This is a genomic window from Deinococcus taeanensis (assembly GCF_020229735.1).
In the GTDB taxonomy this organism is placed as follows: Bacteria; Deinococcota; Deinococci; order Deinococcales; family Deinococcaceae; genus Deinococcus; species Deinococcus taeanensis.
In genome coordinates, this window is sequence record NZ_CP083455.1 from 2,695,467 (window position 1) to 2,714,250 (window position 18,784).

Below are 18,784 nucleotides of genomic sequence, written 5' to 3' on the forward strand. Positions count from 1 at the left end.
GGAGGGTCCGGCCTAGCGTGGGCCGACGAGGTAGATGTTCGGCCAGGGCCGGTATGTGCTCTTCAGGGTGTCCTGCCTGAACACCTTCCCGCCGCGAATGAACCGGCGCGTGACCTCGATCACGGCACCCGGCGCAGCCCAGTCCACCTGTCTGCGCTGCCCGGCCGGCAGGCTGGCGTCCTGGATGAGCCGGTCCGCCGGAGCGGGCGTGGTGCTCAGCGTGCGGGGTGCGCCGACCTCCACCGTGAAATCCCGGGCCTTGCCGAACACGCTGACGCTCAGCGTGGCCGACTCGTCATCCCAGTCACTCTGGAACCACAGGGCGCCACCGGTGTCATTCGTGAACTTCAGGTCCAGGCTCGGCTGGTAGATGGTGGCGTCCAGACCCTGCGGGTCGTAGTAATGCACCTGATACGAATGGTTCTGCCGCTGCACGACCGGCAGGCCCGCCATGTACAGCGCGCGGAACACAGTGCTGCTCACCTGACAGATCCCGCCGCCCACTCCGCTCGCCGTGCGCTCCCCGGCGATCACGAGCCCCGTGACGAAACCCGATTTCAGGTTGATGGGCCCCACGAGCTCATTGAAGGACACCGTACGGCCGTCCACCAGGCGGTCCTGAAAGCGGCGGGTACCCACGTGGATGTTCGTGACGCGGGCCTCGCTGCTGCCGTAATAGTTCGTCTGTCCGGTCCCCAGATGGGCAGTCAAGCCGCGCGCCGCGAAAAAGTCCAGCGTGCGTTGCGGGGCGGTCTGTGCGCCCAGCGCCACGCTCACCTGCACGCCCTTCGGGTTCCTGATCGCGGCGAGCAGGTTTGCGCGGGTTTTGTCCACATCGACCTGCAGCCCATTGCGCTGCACGACGGCCCAGCCGTCCCAGAGTTCCTCAAAGCGCGCGTCCTGCGGCATGACAGGCAGGCCCTTGAGGAACGCCGTGAGTTCCTGCTCCAGGCTCTGCGTGATCACGCCGCGCTGCCGGATAACCTCCACCCGCTGACCGGGGATCGTGAGCGTCCGGGTGAACGGCACGGTGGTTTTCCTGCCGTTGACAAGCGCGGGCCACTGCGCTTCCACGTTGATCAGCAGCGGGGCCGTGATCCGCGCGGGGGACGGCGTGGGCGCCGCTGGGGGGGGCGTCACGGGGGCCGGCACGACCGGTTGTGGTGTCACGGGCGCGGGCGTGACCGGCGCCGGTTCGGGTGTCGGGGCAGGCACCGGTTCCGGCGCGGGCGTAGGCACTGGGGCGGGGTCGGTCGGCGTGGGCGCCGGAACCGCGGGAGGCACGGCCGGAATGGCCGGCACGGTCTGCGCGGGTGGGGGAGAGGTGGGGTCGGCACTGGACTGCGCCAGAATGCCCGGGGTCAGCGTGCCGCTCAGCAACAGGGCGCCGAGTGTCACGGCCCGCCGGAAGACAGGAGTCATGCCGGGCAGTATTTCATGCGCTGCGCCGGCCGCCATGAAAAGTCTGAACGGAGTGGCCGGCAGCGTGTCAGGAGGGTTGCAGCGCTGCGGCGCGCGCCAGTTGCCGCTCGATCTCCGCCACGGCCGCCACAGCGTGATGCCGGCCGTTCTCGATGAACACCTGGTTGGTCTTGCCTGCGAAACCGGCGCTGCCAGCCACGAACAGGCCCGGCACGCTGCTCTGGTAATGCTCGTCCAGCACCAGGCACTCGTCCGGCTGCGTGGCGAGGTCCAGGCCGGTCAGGAACGACAGGTCCGGGCGGTACCCGGTCAGGGCGAACGTGAAGTGCGTCGGCAGGGGCCAGGTGGTGCCGTCCTCACGCTGCACGGTCACGTGCTCCGGGTGGATCTCAACCACGCGTGAGGTGAAGTGCGCGGCGATACTGCCTTCCTTGATGCGGTTTTCCAGGTCGGGACGCACCCAGTACTTGATGGTGCTCTTCAGTTCCGGCGCGCGGACCACCATGGTGACGTTCGCGCCGCCGCGCCACAGGTCGAGCGCGGCGTCCGCAGCGCTGTTTCCTGCGCCGATCACGGTGACATTCAGGCCCATGAACGGGTGCGCCTCGGTGTAGTAGTGGCTGACGTTCTCGCTGTCTTCCCCCGGAATGCCCAGGCCGAGCGGATTGTCGTAGTACCCGGTGGCGACCACCACGCGCCGCGCCTCGACCGTGCCCATCTGCCCGTCGCGTTTCTCCACTTCCAGCGTGAAGCCGGCCGGGGCGGCGTGCACCCGTGTCACCTCGGTGTACTGCTCCACGTTCAGGGCCTCACGCTGCGTAACCAGCCGGTAGTACATCAGGGCGTCGCGCCGGTCGGGTTTGTCGTGCCCGGTCACCATGGGGTGATTCCCGATCTCCAGTTCCGGGGCCGTCGTGAAGAACGTCATGTACGTCGGGTACTCGAAGATGGCGTTCACCACGCAGCCTTTTTCCAGCACCACGTAACTCAGGCCGGCGCGTTTGCAGGCGATCGCGGCGGCCAGACCCACGGGGCCCGCGCCGATAATGGCTGTGTCCACAAGACTCATGCCCGGCATTCTGCCAGTCCCGCCTGCCCAGGACTGCGGGCCGGGCACGGTGGGTGGGTTACGTGCGGCGCACCAGGGTCCGGAACGTCAGGTCAAAGGCGTTCCGGTCGTCGGCGGGCCGGGCCGTTTCCGCCGTGACCGTCCAGCCGTCCCCAAGGGCCGGGAAGAACGTGTCGCCCTCCAGCCGGGCATGAATCAGGGTCAGTTCCACCCGCGAGAGTTGCGGCAGGAACAGGGCGTACACCTCGGCGCCGCCAATAATAGCCACCTGGGGCGCGCCCCCGGCCGCGTCGAGCGCCTCCTGTGGGGTGTGCACCACGGTCGCGCCGGGCGCCACCAGGCCTCTGTTGCGCGTCAGGACGATGTTCGTGCGGTCCGGGAGGGCCCGGCCACACAGCGAATCCCACACCTTGCGCCCCATGATGTTTGGCCGTCCCCGGCTGTGCCGGCGAAAGTGTGCGAGATCAGCCGGCAGGTGCCACGGCATCCCCCCCGCCCGGCCGATCACGTGGTTTTCAGTCACGGCCACCACCGCGAACAGCTCCGGGCCTTCAGGACGCCGGGACATGCGCCACCTCAATCCCCGCGTCCCGCAGGATCGCCTCGCCGCTCGGCAGCCCGGCCTCCACGCGCAGCGTCTCGCGGTACGCCGCCTCGTAGATCACGCGGCCCACCCGCCGCGAGTTCACGATCAAGCGGGCGCACGCGGCGCAGGGTTCATGGGTCACGTACAGCGTGTGTCCCTCCCCGTTCCAGTTGGCGGCCAGCAGGGCGTTCACCTCCGCGTGAATGAAGCCGCTGTGCCCCTGCGTGAGGCTTTCGCGTTCGTTCGGTTCGCCCGCCGCGCGCCCGTTGTACCCCACGCCCACCACCCGGTGGTGCCGGTCCAGGATGCACGCGCCCACCTGCACCTTGCTGTCCGCGCTGCGCGTCGCCCACAGGCGCGCCGTGGCGAGTCCCAGCTGGTCGAAACTGGGGCGGCTCACACCGCCACCGGCGCCCGGATGGCCGGGTGCGGCGCGTACCCGTCCAGACGGAAGTCCTCGAAGGTGAACGCCAGCAGGTCCGTTACGGCCGGGTTCAGGTACATGGTCGGCAGGGGCCGGGGGTCGCGCGCCAGCTGCGTGCGCGCCTGCTCCAGATGATTGGTGTACAGGTGCACGTCCCCGCCCGTCCAGATGAACTCCCCGGGCTGCAGCCCTGTGACCTGCGCGACCATCAGGGTCAGCAGGGCGTAGCTAGCAATGTTGAACGGCACCCCCAGGAACAGGTCCGCGCTGCGCTGGTACAGCTGACACGACAGGCGGCCGTCCGCGACGTAGAACTGAAACAAGGCGTGACAGGGAGGCAGCGCCATCTCCTCAATCTGCGCGACGTTCCATGCGGACACGATCAGGCGGCGGGAGTCCGGGGTGCGGCGGATCTGCTCGACCACCTGCCGGATCTGGTCGATGTGCCCGCCGTCCGGGGTGGGCCAGGAGCGCCACTGCACGCCGTACACCGGGCCGAGTTCCCCAGTCTCGCGGGCCCACTCGTCCCAGATGCTCACGCCGTGGTCCTGCAGCCATTTCACGTTGCTGTCGCCCCGCAGGAACCACAGCAGCTCGTAGATCACGCTTTTCAGGTGTACCCGTTTCGTGGTGACCAGCGGGAACCCCGCGGCCAGGTCGAAGCGCAGCTGCGCGCCGAACACGCTCCGGGTGCCGGTGCCGGTCCGGTCGGTTTTCTCAGTGCCGTGCTCCAGCACGTGCCGCATCAGGTCAAGGTACTGCTGCATCCCGCACAGTCTAGAGAACCCAGGCCGGCGCTGCCGGCAGCCTGGGCAGTAGAGGGGACGCTCAGGCAGCGTGCCTCAGGTCTGCGCGCCGCCCTGCACGCGGCCCTGCGCGTTGGCCCGTGGCGCAGGCGGCGTTCCCGGGACTGTGACACCCGGCGAAGTTTAGACTTTCGGCTGTATGACCACCTACCGCAAAGAGTCGGACACGATGGGCACGCTGGATGTGGACGCCAGCCGTTACTGGGGCGCGCAGACCGAGCGCAGCATCCACAACTTCCCGATCGGCCGGGACACGTTCGTGTGGGGCCGCCCGGTCATCCGGGCGCTGGGCATCCTGAAAAAGGGTGCGGCGCAGGCGAACGCCGACCTGGGCGAGTTGCCCCGCGACGTGGCTGACCTGATCGTGCAGGCCGCGGACGAGGTCATTGCCGGGCAGCTCGACGATCACTTTCCGCTGGTGGTGTTCCAGACGGGCAGCGGCACGCAGAGCAACATGAACGCCAACGAGGTGATCAGCAACCGCGCCATTGAAATTGCGGGCGGCGAGATGGGCAGCAAGGCGCCCGTTCACCCGAACGATCACGTGAACCGCGGTCAGAGCAGCAACGACACCTTCCCGACCGCCATGCACATCGCGGTGGTGCTGGAACTGAACGAACGCCTGTACGGCAGCGTGGGTCAACTGCGCGAGACGCTGGCCGCGAAGGCCGAGCAGCACGCCGGACTGGTGAAGGTGGGGCGCACGCACCTGCAGGACGCCACACCCATCACACTGGGTCAGGAGATCGGCGGGTGGGTGGCGCAGCTGGACTACGCGCTTGCAGAGGTGCGCCACGCCGGGGAGGGCCTGCTGGACCTCGCCATCGGCGGCACGGCTGTGGGCACCGGCCTGAACGCCCACCCGCAGTTCGGTGATCTTGCCGCCCAGAAGTACAGCGAGGAGACGGGGTTCGCGTTCCGCAGCGCCGAGAACAAGTTCGCGGCCCTCAGCGCGCACGACGCCCTGGTGCAGACCAGCGCGGCGCTGCGGACCCTGGCGGGCGCCCTGATGAAAATGGCGAACGACGTGCGCTGGCTGGCGTCGGGGCCCCGCAACGGCATCGGGGAGATCACCATCCCCGAGAACGAGCCCGGCAGTTCCATCATGCCCGGTAAGGTGAACCCCACGCAGAGCGAAGCCATGACCATGGTGGCCACGCGCGTGTTCGGGAACGACGCCACCGTGGCCTTCGCGGGCTCACAGGGCAACTTCCAGCTGAACGTGTTCAAACCCGTGATGGTGCACGCCGTCCTTGAAAGTATCCGCCTCATCGCGGACGCCTGCGTGGCCTTCAATGACAACTGCGCGGTGGGCATTGAACCGAACGTGGAGAGGATTGAGCACAACCTCAGCATCAACCTGATGCAGGTCACCGCGCTGAACAAGCACATCGGGTACGACAAGGCGGCCGCCATTGCCAAGAAAGCGCACAAGGAGGGCAGCAGCCTGAAAGAGGCGGCGCTGGCACTCGGGTATGTCACCGAGGAGCAGTTCGCGCAGTGGGTCGTGCCCCTCGACATGACGCACAGCTGAGCCAGGAACGTGCCGGCCGGGACCCGTTGTGGTTCCCGGCCGTTTCAGCTGTGCCTTCCAGGGACCAGCCTGGCCCCGGTGACCCTGCAGGCTGAATATCACCGCGCAGGAAGCGGCGCCTCGGTTGATCCGGGCCGGCTGGGCGCGTCAGGATTTTGCAAGCGCGGGGGCTGCACACTGGACGCCAGGACGGCGACCTAACGTGTTCTGCCTTTCAGCCGGGCGTCAGGTGAGCTTGGTACGCTGGGCAATCACAGGTCCACCGACCTGAAGCCTGCCCCTGAACCCGCTGCCCCGGAGACCTGACTGCCTGCCATGACCCGCTTCCTGACCGCCCTGATCGCCACCCTCACGCTGTCCGCGTCCGCGGGCGCCCTTCAGCTGATCGTGTGGGACCGCGACCTGTCCACCAAACTGGGCGACGGGGAGAGTGCAGGCGGGCGCGTCACGGTGCGGCTCGCGGGGGCCTATGAGGGACCGGTGGTGGTGCTGTTCGCCCCCAGCGATGAGGAGCGCGCCCGGAATGCCTTCCCGGGACTGAAATCCCGGTACGCGGGCACCCTGGTGAACGGGCAGTTGTCGCTGCTGGGAGAGGAACGCGCCGCGCCTCAGAGCATCACGAAGTTCCTCACAGGCTTCCGGCTGACCACGAACGTGCAGGTCAGTGGGCAGGCGCTCAGTCTGCCGGGTCTGCGCAAGACTGGCGCTCCAGGCCAGAACAAGTAGGACCGGGATCACCTCGCCTGCAGCCCCGACAGCCGGCCGGACAGGAACGGACGCTCCGCTCACCGCGAAGCGTCCGTTCCTGTCGGAGCCTCTCCACACCGGATTCTGGCCCCTGCGCCCCGGGAAGCCCGCAGGCTTCCTCAAGGAACGCGTCAGAAACGCGCGGTACGATGCGGGGCAGACCAGACGCGTCCCAGACGGAAGCGTCATCAAGGAGAGACATGCTGGCCCAGATTCTTGTTGTTGAAGACGACCCGCACCTCGGCCCGCTGCTCAAGGAGTACCTCAGCGGCGATTACCTGGTTCAGCACGCGGCCACCCTGAAAGACGCGCAGGCGTGGCTGGGCACCCACACCGCGCAGCTGATCCTGCTGGACCTCAACCTGCCGGACGGGGACGGCCTGGACCTCGTGCAGGCGCTGCGGCAGTACTCCAGCACGCCGGTGCTGGTGCTCTCGGCGCGCAGTGGCGTGCAGGATCGCGTGCAGGGCCTGAATGCCGGAGCGGACGATTACCTCACCAAGCCGTTCGCCATGCCTGAACTTGACGCCCGCATCTCGGCGCTGCTGCGGCGCACGGCGGCCGGTACAGGCGTGAACCTGGGCAACACCAGCCTCAGCACGTCCAGCCTGCTGCTGACCGTGAATGACAAGCACGTGAACCTCACGGAACACGAGGCCCGCATTCTGGAACTCATGATGCGCACGCCCGAGCGGGTGTTCTCCCGCGCTGACATCGAGTCACACCTGTACGGCTGGGAAACCCCGAACAGCAACTCGGTGGAGGTGCGGATCTCGCAGCTGCGCAAGAAACTTGAGCAGGCCGGCAGTGACCTGCGCATCCGCACGATCCGGAACGTCGGGTACGTGCTGCAGGCCTGAGCATGCCGGGTCAGGCGCCGCCCGCTGTTTCCGCGGGGCCCCGGCGCGCGGCGCTCCTGACGCCCGGCGCGGGTCTGTACTCCGCGCGGGTGGCGTGGCGTCATTCGCTGCGCTTCCGTCTGGCCCTGACGTACAGCGCGCTGTCGCTGGCGCTGCTGGCCTTGATCACGCTGGGCATGGTGACGCTGCTGCTGTCCCGCATGGAGCAGCAGTTCGAAGCGCGCCTGAACGACCGCGCCGCAACTCTGGCCGAGGCGTTCTCGAACACCGGAGGTGGACTGGGCCGCACCGCGAGCGGCACCGGCACCTACACCATGCTGATCGACCCGCAGGGGCAGGTCACGATTGCCAGCCCGGCCCTGCGCGATTACGTGGACACCCCGTATCCGTTCGGCAAGCTTCGGCGCGTGCCGATCCAGGACACGTCGGTGCGCACGGCCACCCGTGACGTGGGGAATTTCGGGACGCTGTGGGTGGGCCTGCCGGAAGATGACCTGATCGCCGCGCGCCAGAGTGCCCTGGCAGCGCTGCTCCTCGGGCTCGTGGTGGCTCCCCTGGCGCTGCTGCTGACCGGGTGGTGGGTGGGCCGGCGCGCCCTGGCGGGCCTGGAGCACGCGGCGAACCTCGCCGATCACCTGGATCCCACGCGCAGCCTCGCCGCGCTGCCCCTGCCCCCGCAGGAAGATGAGGTGCACCGCCTGCTGGCCGCCCTGAACCGCCTGCTGGTCCGCATCGAAAGTCAGCAGGCGCGTGAAAAGCAGCTGCTGGGCCAGATCGTGCACGAGCTGGGCGCGCCCCTGACCGTGCTGAAAGCCACCCTGCAAAGCGCCGAGGCCCGTACCGGGGACCCGGAGGTGGCCCGCGCCGCCCTCGTCGCGGATGAACTGACGTTCACCACGCAGGACCTGATGCAGCTGGCGCGCGGGCAGCTCGAGCTGAAACTCGCGTGGCACTACATTCCCGCAGGCACCCTGCGCGGCCGCCTGGACCGCCTGGTGCCGGGCACCACCTTTACCGGTGAGTGGAACACCGGCATTCTGTGCGACCCGGACCGCCTCACGCAGGCCGTCCGGAACCTGCTGGCCAACGCGCGGCGCGCCGCCGGTCCGGACGGTACGGTGACGCTGAACCTTCATGAAACGGCCGAGCAGCTGACGTTCACGGTGCATGATTCCGGGCCGGGCCTGCCGTCCGAGCTGGGCGGGCAGATTTTTGAGCCGTTCGTGAGCGGTTCAGGCAGCAGCGGCCTGGGCCTCAGTGTGGCGCGGCAGATTGCGCGGATGCACGGCGGTGACCTGACCGGCACGACGCACCCACAGGGCGGCGCGCTGTTCACCCTGACGGTGCCCGGCGCGGCGCTGGGAGACGAGGACGACGATCTGCACGACCTCTGAACTCTGCCGGCTCAGGCTTCCGGCGGCCTGAGGCAGATGCAGGCGCATGCGCCGCAGCGGGTCCCTATCCTGACGAAGTGACCAGCTCCCTCTTCAGCCCGCCAGAGGCCGCCCCCACCGACGAACGGCTGGCGCTGCTGACGCTGCGCTTCACTCCACACCTGGGGCCGCGGCGTATTGAAGCGCTGCGCGCGCATTTCGGCAGCGCCGCTGCCGCCCTCGCCGCCTCGCACCGTGCCATGCAGGCTGTGCCGGGGCTGGACCGCCGTGCCGCGGACGCCCTGGGCGACCCCGAGGCGCTGAAGCGGGCGAACGAGGAATGGCGCAGGGCGGCGGAACAGCAGGTGACGCTGCTGTTCCGGGGCCTGTCCGGCTACCCGGCGGCGCTGGACGCCCTGAGCGATCCGCCACCTGTCCTGTGGGTGCGGGGCCCTCTGCCGGAGCTGCCTGCGGTGCCCCGCGCGGTGGGCATCGTCGGCACGCGGGCGGCCAGTCCGGGCGCGCAGGCGTTCACACGGATGCTGGCTGCAGACCTGGCCCGCGCTGAGGTGACGGTGATCAGCGGGCTGGCCCGCGGCGTGGACACGGCCGCCCACGGCGCCGCGGTGGACGCCGGTGGCCTCAGCGTGGCGGTGCTGGGCAGCGCCGTGAATATCATCTATCCGCGCGAGAACGCCCGTCTGGCCGGCCGGCTGACCCTGCTGAGCGAATACCCGCTGGGCACCGGACCCGCCCAGCATCACTTTCCAACCCGGAACCGGCTGATTGCCGCGCTGAGCGCCGGTACGGTCGTGGTGGAAGGGGAACGTAAATCAGGGTCGCTGATCACGGCCACGCACGCCCTGGAATGCGGACGCACCGTGTTTGCCGTGCCGGGGCGTGCCGGGGACCCGCGGGCCGCGGGCCCTCACCAGCTGCTGCGCGAGGGCGCGGTGCTGACCGAGGGTGCCGCGGACATCCTGCAGGAACTCGGGTGGACTGCGGGACCGGCGGCACCTGTGCCAGAGCTGCAGCTCGAGCAGGCGCGGGTGCTGTCCGCCCTGGCCGGGCCAATGACCCTGGATGACCTGCAGGTACAGGCCGCCCTGCCGCTCGCAGAGGTACAGACGGCGCTGGTGATGCTGCAGCTGCTGGGCCTGGCGGAGGAGGTTGGGGGCCGTTGGGTGCGGCGCTGATCAGGCGTGCTGCGGCCCGAAGTCCTTCTCGACCGTGACCCGCGGCAGACCGGGAAGCGTAATGCCCTCCTCGGCCGGGTCAAGCAGGGCGTCCAGGTGAGCACTCAGCCCCACAGTCAGCCGACCGCCCGTCCCAGTCAGGTCCGTTGCTCGCGGGTCCAGGCGCAGACTCCAGCCGCCGCCCGGCCAGGTCACCTGAACGTCCAGGATCTCCCCGCGGCGCAGGGCGCTGAGTTCCAGATCGTCAATGCGGACCCGCACCCGTCCCGCTGTGAACCTGACCTTCATGGGGCCCAGCATAAGGGTCCAGCGGACCTCCTGCTGCCTACAGCGGCGCCTCGGGGCCTCCATCTGGCCTGACCTTGGCGGCGGCAGTTACCGTGAGCGGGTGAACATCCTGATTCTGGGCGGCACGCAGTTTGTGGGGCGGCACATCGTGGAAGCGTTTCTTGCTGGGGACCACCACGTGAGTATCCTCACCCGCGGGCAGACACGCGACGATCTGCCGGACACCGTTGAGCGTCTGCGGGGCGACCGGTCGCAGGGCCAGGCCGGTCTGGACGCCCTGGCCGGGCGCCACTGGGACGCGTGCGTGGACGTGAGCGGCTACCTGCCGTCCGCCGTGCGGGTGAGTGCCGAGGCGCTGCGAAAGCGTGTGGGGCGGTATGTGCTGATCAGTACGGTCAGCGTGTACGCCGAGCAGGGCCGGCATCCTGTCCTCGAAAGTGATCCGCTGCTCCCCCCGGCTCCGGAGGACACGGCCGCCGTGACCGGGGAACTGTACGGTCCGCTCAAGGTCACGTGTGAGCAGGTGGTGCAGGCCGCGTACGGTGACCGGGCCACGCTGCTGCGGCCGCAGATCGTGGCCGGCCCTCATGACCACACGGGCCGCTACTCCTACTGGCCGGACCGGGCGAGCCGGGGAGGGGAGACCCTGCTGCCCGGCAACGGCGAGGATCACGTGCAGGTGATTGATGCGCGGGACCTGGCCCGCTTCACCCTGCGGGTGGTGGAGGACGGCACGGGCGGGGTGTTCAACGTAGCGGGGCCCCGCCTGTCCTGGGCGGCGTTCGCGGGCGTGCTGGGCATTCAGCACCCGGTGTGGGTGGACGCAGCCACGCTGGAGCAGCAGGGTGTGGATTTCCGGGCGCTGCCGCTGTTCATGCCCGACACCGGAGCGCAGGCGGGCCTGATGGACATCCGTGTGGAGCGGGCGGTGCAGGCGGGCCTGACCCTGACGCCTCCTGACGTGACGGCGAGGGACACCCGGGCGTGGAGTGCTCAGGTGAATCCGGCGTACGCGCTGACACCGCAGCGGGAGGCCGAGGTGATCGCCGCCTGGAGAGAGAAGGAGCGGTGAGAGAAGGGGGCCTCTCTCAGAGGCAGGGAGAGAAGCGCAGGGCTGGTGGTATGCTGGCGGGCGCATCAAGAGTGCCTTAAGGGAGGTGCGCCTTATCTCGCAGGAAATCTGGGCGGACGTGCTGGGGTACGTCCGCAAGAATATTTCAGAGGTCGAATACCACACCTGGTTTGCGCCGGTGAAGAATCTCGGCGTTCAGGACGGCTCGCTCGTTCTGGGTGTGCGCAATTCCTTCGCGCAGGAGTGGTTCCGCAAACATTACCTGGAGCTGCTGGAAGACGCGCTGCGTTCCCTGGGGGCGCAGAATCCGCAGGTGAGTTTCCAGGTTCTTCCAGCGGCGCAGGACGCGCTGCTGCTGCCAAACGATCCGCCCCCGCCCCCCCCGGCTCCGGTGGGCCGGTCGGCTCCAAGCAGCGCGGTGACGGCTGTGGAGAACCGCAAGGTCCTGAACCCGAAGTACACCTTTGAGAACTTTGTGGTCGGCCCCAACAACAACCTGGCGCACGCCGCAGCCCTGGCGGTGGCAGAGTCACCGGGCAAGGCGTACAACCCGCTGTTCATCTACGGGGACGTCGGGCTGGGAAAAACGCACCTGATGCACGCGGTGGGGCATTACATGATGGAGCGCTTTCCCGGAAAGCGCATCGAGTATGTCTCCACCGAGTCGTTTACGAACGACCTGATCAACGCCATCCGTGACGACCGGATGACCCAGTTCCGCAACCGCTACCGTTCGGTGGATCTGCTGCTGGTGGACGATATTCAGTTTCTGGCCGGCAAGGAGCGCACGCAGGAGGAGTTCTTCCATACCTTTAACGCGCTGTATGAGAACCACAAGCAGATCATCCTGAGTTCCGACCGGCCGCCGAAGGATATTCAGACGCTCGAAGGGCGGCTGCGCAGCCGTTTCGAGTGGGGGCTGATCACAGACATCCAGTCACCGGAATACGAGACGCGCGTGGCCATTCTGAAGATGAATGCGGAGCATAACCGTATTGATATTCCGCAGGAGGTTCTGGAACTGATTGCGCGCCAGGTGACAAGCAACATCCGTGAGCTGGAGGGAGCGCTGATGCGGGTGGTGGCGTTTTCCAGTCTGAATAACGTGCCCTTCTCGCGGGCGGTGGCGGCCAAGGCGCTGAGTAACGTATTTGCGCCGCAGGAAGTGAAGGTGGAGATGATGGATGTGCTGCGGCAGGTTGCCGTGCATTTCAATATGCCGCCTGAGGTGATCCGGGGGAGCGGTCGCGTGCGGGATGTGGTCCAGGCCCGGCAGGTGGCGCAGTACCTGATCCGTGAACTGACGGACCATTCACTGCCGGAGATTGGACAGTTTTTCGGCCGGGATCATTCGACCGTCATGCATGCGATCAGTAAGGTCACTGAGCAGCTCGGCCGTGATACTGAGCTGACGGCGTCCGTGGAGGCGCTACGCCGCCGGATGCAGGGGGTGGAGGATGATGACAGCTAAGCATAACGGGATCGAAAAGTTTGGTTCATTGCAGAATCTTTTCCATTCTGCGTTCCATATACCTGTGCAAGCTTTCACAAGCTGTGGATAACTCTGTGGATAACCTGTGGATAAGTCCGGAAATTCTGTGGATAACTCTGTGGATAACCTGCGCAAATTCAACCCTGTGGATAACCCACCACTTTATCCACAGGTTATCCACAGGAAAACCCAGGTTATCCACAATTTTGTCCACAGGACATTTGCGCGCTGGGCGCGGGCGTAGGCCAATTTTCCACAGTTTCCACAGGGCCTATTACTACTACTACTATCTTTTTTAAGAATAAAGACAGTTAACAGATAGAGACCAGACAGAGGGGCAAGTCATGAACGTACACGTCACCAAAAAAATTCTCAGCGAGGGCCTGGGCCTTCTGGAACGCGTCATCCCAAGTCGGAGCAGCAACCCTCTGCTCACGGCGCTGAAAGTCGAGGCGAGCGAGACCGGCCTGACGCTCTCAGGAACCAACCTCGAGATCGACCTGTCCTGCTTCGTTCCTGCCGAAGTCCGGACGCCTCAGAACTTCGTTGTTCCGGCCCACCTGTTTGCCCAGATCGTGCGGAACCTGGGTGGGGAGCTGGTGGAGCTTGAACTCAGCGGGCAGGAACTGTCTGTGCGCGCCGGAGGGTCAGACTTCAAACTTCAGACGGGGGACATTGACGCTTACCCCCCCCTGAGTTTCCCTGCCCAGGCGGATGTGAGCCTGGACGCGACAGAACTGGCCCGGGCGTTCTCCAGCGTCCGCTACGCCGCCAGCAACGAGGCGTTCCAGGCCGTCTTCCGCGGCATCAAGCTCGAGCACCGGCCCGAAGGCGCACGAGTGGTGGCGTCGGACGGGTACCGCGTGGCCATCCGGGACTTTCCCGCCAGTGGGGATGGCCGGAATCTGATCATTCCGGCACGCAGCGTGGATGAACTGATCCGGGTGCTCAAAGACGGCGAGGCGCGCTTTACGTACGGGGACGGCATGCTGAGCGTCACCACCGACCGCGTGCACATGAACCTGAAACTCCTGGATGGGGACTTCCCGGATTACGAACGCGTAATTCCCAAGGAAATCAAACTGCAGGTCACTTTGCCCGCCACGGCACTGAAGGAGGCCGTGAACCGCGTGGCCGTCCTGGCAGACAAGAATGCGAACAACCGGGTGGAATTCCTGGTGTCCGAGGGCAAGTTGCGTCTGGCCGCCGAAGGCGACTATGGGCGCGCGCAGGACACGCTGGATGTGGTGCAGGGTGGCAGTGAGCCCGCCATGAGTCTGGCCTTCAATGCCCGGCATGTGCTCGACGCCCTGGGTCCCATCGAGGGCGACGCGGAACTGCTGTTCTCGGGCTCCACCACCCCGGCCATCTTCCGCGCGGCCGGAGGGGGCGGGTACATGGCTGTGATGGTCACGCTGCGCGTCTGAAGGGGCAGTGGGGCGCTGCACGGCCCTCCCGGGGGGAGCGTTTAGACCGGGTGTATCGTTTCGGCCGTGGCGCCGCTTATAGTGTCTGAAGTACACCTTCTGGCCACCTGGCGGGAAGGTCGAGATCGGGGAGGAAACAGGGATGAAGATTCAGAAAGTAGTTGCCCGTGAAGTGCTGGATTCTCGCGGGAACCCGACCGTGGAAGCTGAAGTGCATCTCGACAGTGGTCTGTCCGGCCGCGCCATCGTGCCCTCAGGCGCCAGTACCGGCACCCATGAGGCGCTCGAACTGCGCGACGGCGGCAGCCGCTACCTGGGCAAAGGCGTGCAGCAGGCCGTCAGGAACGTCAACGAGGCCCTGGGCCCGGCCGTGGTGGGCCTGGATGCCAGCGAGCAGGCCGCGATTGATGCCGCCCTGATCGGTCTGGACGGAACGCCCAACAAGGGCCAGCTGGGCGGCAACGCCATCCTGGCCGTGAGTCTCGCCACCGCGCGCGCCGCGGCCGCCGAACTGAACGTGCCCCTGTACCGCTACCTGGGCGGCAGCAACGCCAAGACCCTGCCCGTTCCCATGATGAATGTCATCAACGGCGGCGCGCATGCCGACAACAGCGTGGACTTCCAGGAGTTCATGGTGATGCCCGTGGGCGCCCCCACTTTCCGCGAGGCGCTGCGTTACGGCGCTGAGACGTTCCACAGCCTCAAAAAGGTCCTGTCCGGGCGCGGGTACAACACAAACGTGGGTGACGAGGGCGGCTTCGCGCCGGACCTGAAAAGCAACGAGGAAGCGCTGGCAGTGCTGCTCGAGGCGATTGAAAAGGCCGGCTATGAGCCCGGCAAGGACATCTGCATCGCGCTGGACCCCGCCGTCACCGAACTGTACAAAGACGGACAGTACCACCTGGAAAGCGAGGGGCGCGTGCTGTCCACGGCCGAGATGGTGGACTTCTGGGCCGACTGGGCCAGCCGCTATCCGATCGTCAGCATTGAGGACGGCCTCGCCGAGGACGACTGGGACGGCTGGGCACAGCTCACCGCGAAGATCGGTGACCGCGTGCAGCTGGTTGGCGATGACCTGTTCGTGACCAACCCCGAGCGTCTGCAGCGCGGCATTGACAGCAAGGTCGGCAACGCCATCCTGGTGAAGGTCAACCAGATCGGGTCGCTGACGGAGAGCATGGACGCCATCGAACTGGCCAAGCGTCATCACTACGGCACGGTCATCAGTCACCGCAGCGGCGAGTCCGAAGACGCGTTTATTGCCGACCTCGCCGTGGCCACGAACGCTGGGCAGATCAAGACCGGTTCTGCCAGCCGCTCCGACCGCATTGCGAAGTACAACCAGCTGCTGCGCATCGAGGACAGCCTCGGTGACCGCGCGGTGTACCCGGGCCGCACGGCGCTGCGCTAAGCCCCTCTGGCGGGCGGTGGGGGAGACCCCGCCGCCCGCGCCCGTCAGGGCTGTGGAAAGGATTCCAGATGAAACAGATTGACCGCGCCACCAAGATTGTCGCCACTGTCGGACCGGCCAGCCGTACCCCGGAGGTGCTGGCCCGCATGATCGACGCCGGGCTGAACGTCGTGCGCATGAACTTCAGCCACGGCGACCCGGAAGACCACCGCCAGACCGTGCAGATGGTGCGCGAGCTGGCCGCCAAGAAGGGCGTCACCATCGGCATCCTGCAGGACCTGCAGGGCCCGAAGATCCGCGTGGCGCGCTTCAAGGACGGCAGCGTGACCCTCATGCCCGGCAACAAGTTCACCATCACCATGGACGACGTCGAGGGGGACGAGGCGCGCGTGGGGACCACCTACAAGGACCTCGTGCGGGACGTGCACCCGGGCATGACCCTGCTGCTCGACGACGGCAACCTGGCGCTGCGCGTCGAGGGTGTCCGGGGCAACGACGTGCAGACCACCGTCCTGATTGGCGGGGTGTTGAAGAACAACAAGGGCATCAATGTCCCCGAAGCGGACCTGAGCGTCCCGGCTCTGTCGGAGAAGGACGTGCAGGACATGGAGTTCGGCGCGGAACTGGGCGTGGACTGGGTGGCGCTGAGTTTCGTGCGCTCCCGGGATGACCTGCTGCTGGCGCGGCATTACATGTCTCGCTTCGGCAGCCGTGCCAAGCTCATGGCAAAAATCGAGAAGCCGCAGGCTGTGGACCGGTTCGAGGACATCCTCAAGGAAGTGGACGGCATCATGGTCGCCCGCGGCGACCTGGGGGTGGAGATGCGGCCTGAGCAGGTGCCCACCATCCAGAAACGCATCATCCGTATGTGCCGCGAGGCGGGTAAACCCGTGATCACGGCCACGCAGATGCTCGAGAGCATGATCGGCCTGCCCCGCCCGACCCGCGCCGAGGCGTCCGACGTGGCCAACGCCATCTACGACGGCACGGACGCCGTGATGCTCTCCGCAGAATCCGCCGCGGGTCTGTACCCGGTCGAGTCGGTGGCCATGATGGACCGCATTGCCCGTGAAGCGGAAGGCAGCGAGCACTACAAGATGCTGCAGCGTCAGCTGGTCATCGATACGGAGCTGGCGCAGGACGCCATTGCCTACGCGGCGTGCAACATCGGCGAGAAGCTCGATTCTCCGGCCATCGTGACGTTCACGAGCACCGGTGGTGCCGCTTCGCGTATCGCCAAGAACCGCCCGCCGCTGGCCATTCTGGCCCTCACGCCGAACGAGCAGACCCGCAACCAGCTGGCCCTCAGCTGGGGCGTGGTGCCGGTGCTGAGTGAGGACCCCCGCAACACGGACGACATGGTCCGCATCGCGAACGACGAGCTACGCCGCAGCGGCCTGGCGGATGTCGGCGACCGGTACGTGATCACGGCGGGCGTGCCTTTCGGGGTGCGCGGCACGACGAACATGTTGCGTGTGGAACGCCTGCGTGACGATCAGTTCCATCCCTGAAGCCGCATAGACGGGAGGCCGGGGCGTATGTTCCCGGCCTTTTCCGTCTGAGGGTAATCAGGGGCTGACCTTCTGCCAGCCAACCTTCATGGGAGGGTCAGATTTTTATCCACAGGGACGATGTTTTTCCACACTGTCCCTGTGGATAAGTCCTGATGCTGTGGAAGGATTTTTATGCGCCTGGCGCTTGTCCACAGGCTGCCGAGGTTGTCCACAGCGTCCTGTGCATAACTTTTGCCCCAGGCCTCGTTCAGCCGCCGCTTACCTGCGGCTTCACCGGCGCCACGTGAAGGCCCCATGAAGGGGACGGCTGGCCTAAGACCCCAGCACCAGCCGCGCGAACTTATCCTTGCCCTTCTGGATGACCGCGCCGCCCTCTGCCGAGAGCTGCTCTCGCATCAGCGTCCCCTGCGGGTCTGTGAAGGTCTCCCCGGCCAGTTTCAGACCACGGTTCTGTATGAGTTTGCGCGCCGCGCCGTTGCTGGGTTCCAGACCAGCCAGCACCACAAGCTTTGCCATACTTACCCGCCCGCCTTCCCCCAGTTCGGCGGCCGGAACGGTCACCACCGGCAGGTTCTCAGGAATGCCGCCCCTGGCCACACTGCGGAAGCGGTCCTCGGCAGCGTCCAGGTCCGCTCCCGGGTGCAGCCACGCCACCACCTCGCGCGCCAGTTCCCGGTGCGCCGCCACCGGGTGACCGGCCAGCAGCGCCTCAATGCGCTCACGCGGCAGGTCGGTCAGCAGCGTGAAGTAGTTGTCCAGGAGGGAGTCGGGGACCTTCATCAGCCGGGCAAACATCACGTGCGGTTCGTCCGTCAGACCGATGTAGTTGTCCAGGCTCTTGGACATTTTCTCCGTGCCGTCCAGACCCACCAACAGCGGCAGCGTGATGACAACCTGCGATTCCTGCCCGTAGTCGCGCTGAAGGGCACGCCCCACGAGGTTATTGAACAGCTGATCGGTCCCCCCCAGTTCCACATCCGCTTCCAGGGCCACAGAGTCGTACCCCTGGGTGAGCGGGTACAGCAGCTCATGCACCGCGATGGGCACGCCCCCCTCAAAGCGCTTGCGGAAATCGTCGCGTTCCATGATGCGCGCCACCGTGTAACGGCTGGCCAGGCGGATCACGTCGGCGTAGCCCATGGGTTCGAGCCACTCCCCATTGAAGCGGATTTCCAGTACCTCGGGTTCGTCACGCAGGATCAGGCGGCACTGCTCCAGGTAGCTTCGGGCGTTGTCGCGCGTCTGTTCCAGGGTGAGGGGCGGCCGGGTTTTGCTCTTGCCGCTCGGATCGCCGATCATCGCGGTGAAATCCCCAATCAGCATGATGACCCGGTGGCCCAGGTCCTGAAACTGCCGCATCTTGCGCAGAATCACCGCGTGGCCCAGGTGCAGGTCCGGGCGGGTGGGGTCGGCACCAAGTTTCACGCGCAGCGGCGCGCCCTTCTCCAGCTTGCGGCGCAGATCCTCCTCACTGACGAGATCCACGACGCCACGCTTGAGAATCTGCAGCTGGTCATCGACGGGACGGTTGCGTTGAATGTCACTCATAGGCACTCCAGACAG

17 protein-coding genes are annotated in these 18,784 nt (G+C 66.7%); 10 read left to right on the forward strand and 7 right to left on the reverse strand.

Going from position 1 to position 18,784, the window contains the following annotated elements:
• Positions 1-12: 12 nt before the first annotated feature.
• The 5 genes from LAJ19_RS12985 to LAJ19_RS13005 all read right to left on the reverse strand — a co-directional run bounded on the left by LAJ19_RS12985 (position 13) and on the right by LAJ19_RS13005 (position 4,268).
• Positions 13-1,422 (reverse strand): VanW family protein, encoded by a 1,410-nt coding sequence (locus tag LAJ19_RS12985; protein ID WP_225476169.1) that lies wholly within the window; start codon positions 1,420-1,422, stop codon positions 13-15.
• Positions 1,423-1,489: 67 nt separating this feature from the next.
• Positions 1,490-2,491 (reverse strand): YpdA family putative bacillithiol disulfide reductase, encoded by a 1,002-nt coding sequence (locus tag LAJ19_RS12990; protein WP_225476170.1) that lies wholly within the window; start codon positions 2,489-2,491, stop codon positions 1,490-1,492.
• Between the two features lie 58 nt (positions 2,492-2,549).
• Complete coding sequence (locus tag LAJ19_RS12995; RefSeq protein ID WP_225476171.1) at positions 2,550-3,059, reverse strand: dihydrofolate reductase; 510 nt, start codon at positions 3,057-3,059, stop codon at positions 2,550-2,552.
• Complete coding sequence (locus LAJ19_RS13000) at positions 3,043-3,477, reverse strand: deaminase (RefSeq protein WP_225476172.1); 435 nt, start codon at positions 3,475-3,477, stop codon at positions 3,043-3,045. Before LAJ19_RS13000 ends, LAJ19_RS12995 begins: the two co-directional genes overlap by 17 nt.
• A complete protein-coding gene (locus LAJ19_RS13005; RefSeq protein ID WP_225476173.1) occupies positions 3,474-4,268 on the reverse strand; it encodes a thymidylate synthase in 795 nt (264 codons plus the stop codon). The genes LAJ19_RS13000 and LAJ19_RS13005 overlap by 4 nt, the downstream gene beginning before the upstream one ends.
• Before the next feature lie 178 nt (positions 4,269-4,446).
• On the opposite strand from LAJ19_RS13005, the gene fumC reads away from it, so the two are divergent.
• The 5 genes from fumC to dprA all read left to right on the forward strand — a co-directional run bounded on the left by fumC (position 4,447) and on the right by dprA (position 10,017).
• Positions 4,447-5,841, forward strand: coding sequence for a class II fumarate hydratase (fumC, locus tag LAJ19_RS13010; RefSeq protein ID WP_225476174.1), 1,395 nt, complete (start codon positions 4,447-4,449; stop codon positions 5,839-5,841).
• 315 nt (positions 5,842-6,156) lie between these two features.
• On the forward strand, positions 6,157-6,567 hold the full coding sequence (locus tag LAJ19_RS13015; protein ID WP_225476175.1) for a hypothetical protein: 411 nt from the start codon (positions 6,157-6,159) through the stop codon (positions 6,565-6,567).
• Positions 6,568-6,788: 221 nt separating this feature from the next.
• The gene (locus tag LAJ19_RS13020) at positions 6,789-7,448 is read left to right on the forward strand and encodes a response regulator transcription factor (RefSeq protein ID WP_225476176.1); all 660 of its coding nucleotides are present in this window, start codon (positions 6,789-6,791) and stop codon (positions 7,446-7,448) included.
• Positions 7,449-7,450: 2 nt separating this feature from the next.
• Complete coding sequence (locus tag LAJ19_RS13025; RefSeq protein ID WP_225476177.1) at positions 7,451-8,842, forward strand: sensor histidine kinase; 1,392 nt, start codon at positions 7,451-7,453, stop codon at positions 8,840-8,842.
• A gap of 77 nt (positions 8,843-8,919) precedes the next feature.
• Positions 8,920-10,017, forward strand: a complete 1,098-nt coding sequence (gene dprA / locus LAJ19_RS13030; RefSeq protein WP_225476178.1) for a DNA-processing protein DprA — start codon at positions 8,920-8,922, stop codon at positions 10,015-10,017.
• Here dprA and LAJ19_RS13035 read toward each other — a convergent pair whose 3' ends face one another.
• Positions 10,018-10,305 (reverse strand): hypothetical protein, encoded by a 288-nt coding sequence (locus LAJ19_RS13035; protein WP_225476179.1) that lies wholly within the window; start codon positions 10,303-10,305, stop codon positions 10,018-10,020.
• Between the two features lie 100 nt (positions 10,306-10,405).
• Between LAJ19_RS13035 and LAJ19_RS13040 the strand changes: the two genes are divergently transcribed.
• The 5 genes from LAJ19_RS13040 to pyk all read left to right on the forward strand — a co-directional run bounded on the left by LAJ19_RS13040 (position 10,406) and on the right by pyk (position 17,218).
• A complete protein-coding gene (locus tag LAJ19_RS13040) occupies positions 10,406-11,377 on the forward strand; it encodes an NAD-dependent epimerase/dehydratase family protein (protein WP_225476180.1) in 972 nt (323 codons plus the stop codon).
• A 94-nt stretch (positions 11,378-11,471) separates the two neighbouring features.
• The gene (dnaA, locus tag LAJ19_RS13045; protein ID WP_225523271.1) at positions 11,472-12,848 is read left to right on the forward strand and encodes a chromosomal replication initiator protein DnaA; all 1,377 of its coding nucleotides are present in this window, start codon (positions 11,472-11,474) and stop codon (positions 12,846-12,848) included.
• 365 nt (positions 12,849-13,213) lie between these two features.
• Complete coding sequence (gene dnaN, locus LAJ19_RS13050; protein WP_225476181.1) at positions 13,214-14,296, forward strand: DNA polymerase III subunit beta; 1,083 nt, start codon at positions 13,214-13,216, stop codon at positions 14,294-14,296.
• A 142-nt stretch (positions 14,297-14,438) separates the two neighbouring features.
• Positions 14,439-15,707, forward strand: a complete 1,269-nt coding sequence (gene eno / locus LAJ19_RS13055; protein ID WP_225476182.1) for a phosphopyruvate hydratase — start codon at positions 14,439-14,441, stop codon at positions 15,705-15,707.
• 68 nt (positions 15,708-15,775) lie between these two features.
• The gene (pyk, locus tag LAJ19_RS13060; RefSeq protein WP_225476183.1) at positions 15,776-17,218 is read left to right on the forward strand and encodes a pyruvate kinase; all 1,443 of its coding nucleotides are present in this window, start codon (positions 15,776-15,778) and stop codon (positions 17,216-17,218) included.
• 315 nt (positions 17,219-17,533) lie between these two features.
• Here the strand turns inward: pyk and tyrS are convergent, their stop codons facing one another.
• A complete protein-coding gene (tyrS, locus tag LAJ19_RS13065) occupies positions 17,534-18,769 on the reverse strand; it encodes a tyrosine--tRNA ligase (protein ID WP_225476184.1) in 1,236 nt (411 codons plus the stop codon).
• Between the last annotated feature and the right edge of the window lie 15 nt (positions 18,770-18,784).

Coding starts and splice junctions, on each gene's coding strand:
- eno (WP_225476182.1), top strand. CDS start 14,439: ATGAAGATTCAGAAAGTAGTTGCCCGTGAAGTGCTGGATTCTCGCGGG.
- LAJ19_RS12995 (WP_225476171.1), bottom strand. CDS start 3,059: ATGTCCCGGCGTCCTGAAGGCCCGGAGCTGTTCGCGGTGGTGGCCGTG.
- LAJ19_RS13020 (WP_225476176.1), top strand. CDS start 6,789: ATGCTGGCCCAGATTCTTGTTGTTGAAGACGACCCGCACCTCGGCCCG.
- LAJ19_RS13005 (WP_225476173.1), bottom strand. CDS start 4,268: ATGCAGCAGTACCTTGACCTGATGCGGCACGTGCTGGAGCACGGCACT.
- LAJ19_RS13015 (WP_225476175.1), top strand. CDS start 6,157: ATGACCCGCTTCCTGACCGCCCTGATCGCCACCCTCACGCTGTCCGCG.
- tyrS (WP_225476184.1), bottom strand. CDS start 18,769: ATGAGTGACATTCAACGCAACCGTCCCGTCGATGACCAGCTGCAGATT.
- pyk (WP_225476183.1), top strand. CDS start 15,776: ATGAAACAGATTGACCGCGCCACCAAGATTGTCGCCACTGTCGGACCG.
- LAJ19_RS12985 (WP_225476169.1), bottom strand. CDS start 1,422: ATGACTCCTGTCTTCCGGCGGGCCGTGACACTCGGCGCCCTGTTGCTG.
- fumC (WP_225476174.1), top strand. CDS start 4,447: ATGACCACCTACCGCAAAGAGTCGGACACGATGGGCACGCTGGATGTG.
- LAJ19_RS13025 (WP_225476177.1), top strand. CDS start 7,451: ATGCCGGGTCAGGCGCCGCCCGCTGTTTCCGCGGGGCCCCGGCGCGCG.
- LAJ19_RS12990 (WP_225476170.1), bottom strand. CDS start 2,491: ATGAGTCTTGTGGACACAGCCATTATCGGCGCGGGCCCCGTGGGTCTG.
- dnaN (WP_225476181.1), top strand. CDS start 13,214: ATGAACGTACACGTCACCAAAAAAATTCTCAGCGAGGGCCTGGGCCTT.
- LAJ19_RS13035 (WP_225476179.1), bottom strand. CDS start 10,305: ATGAAGGTCAGGTTCACAGCGGGACGGGTGCGGGTCCGCATTGACGAT.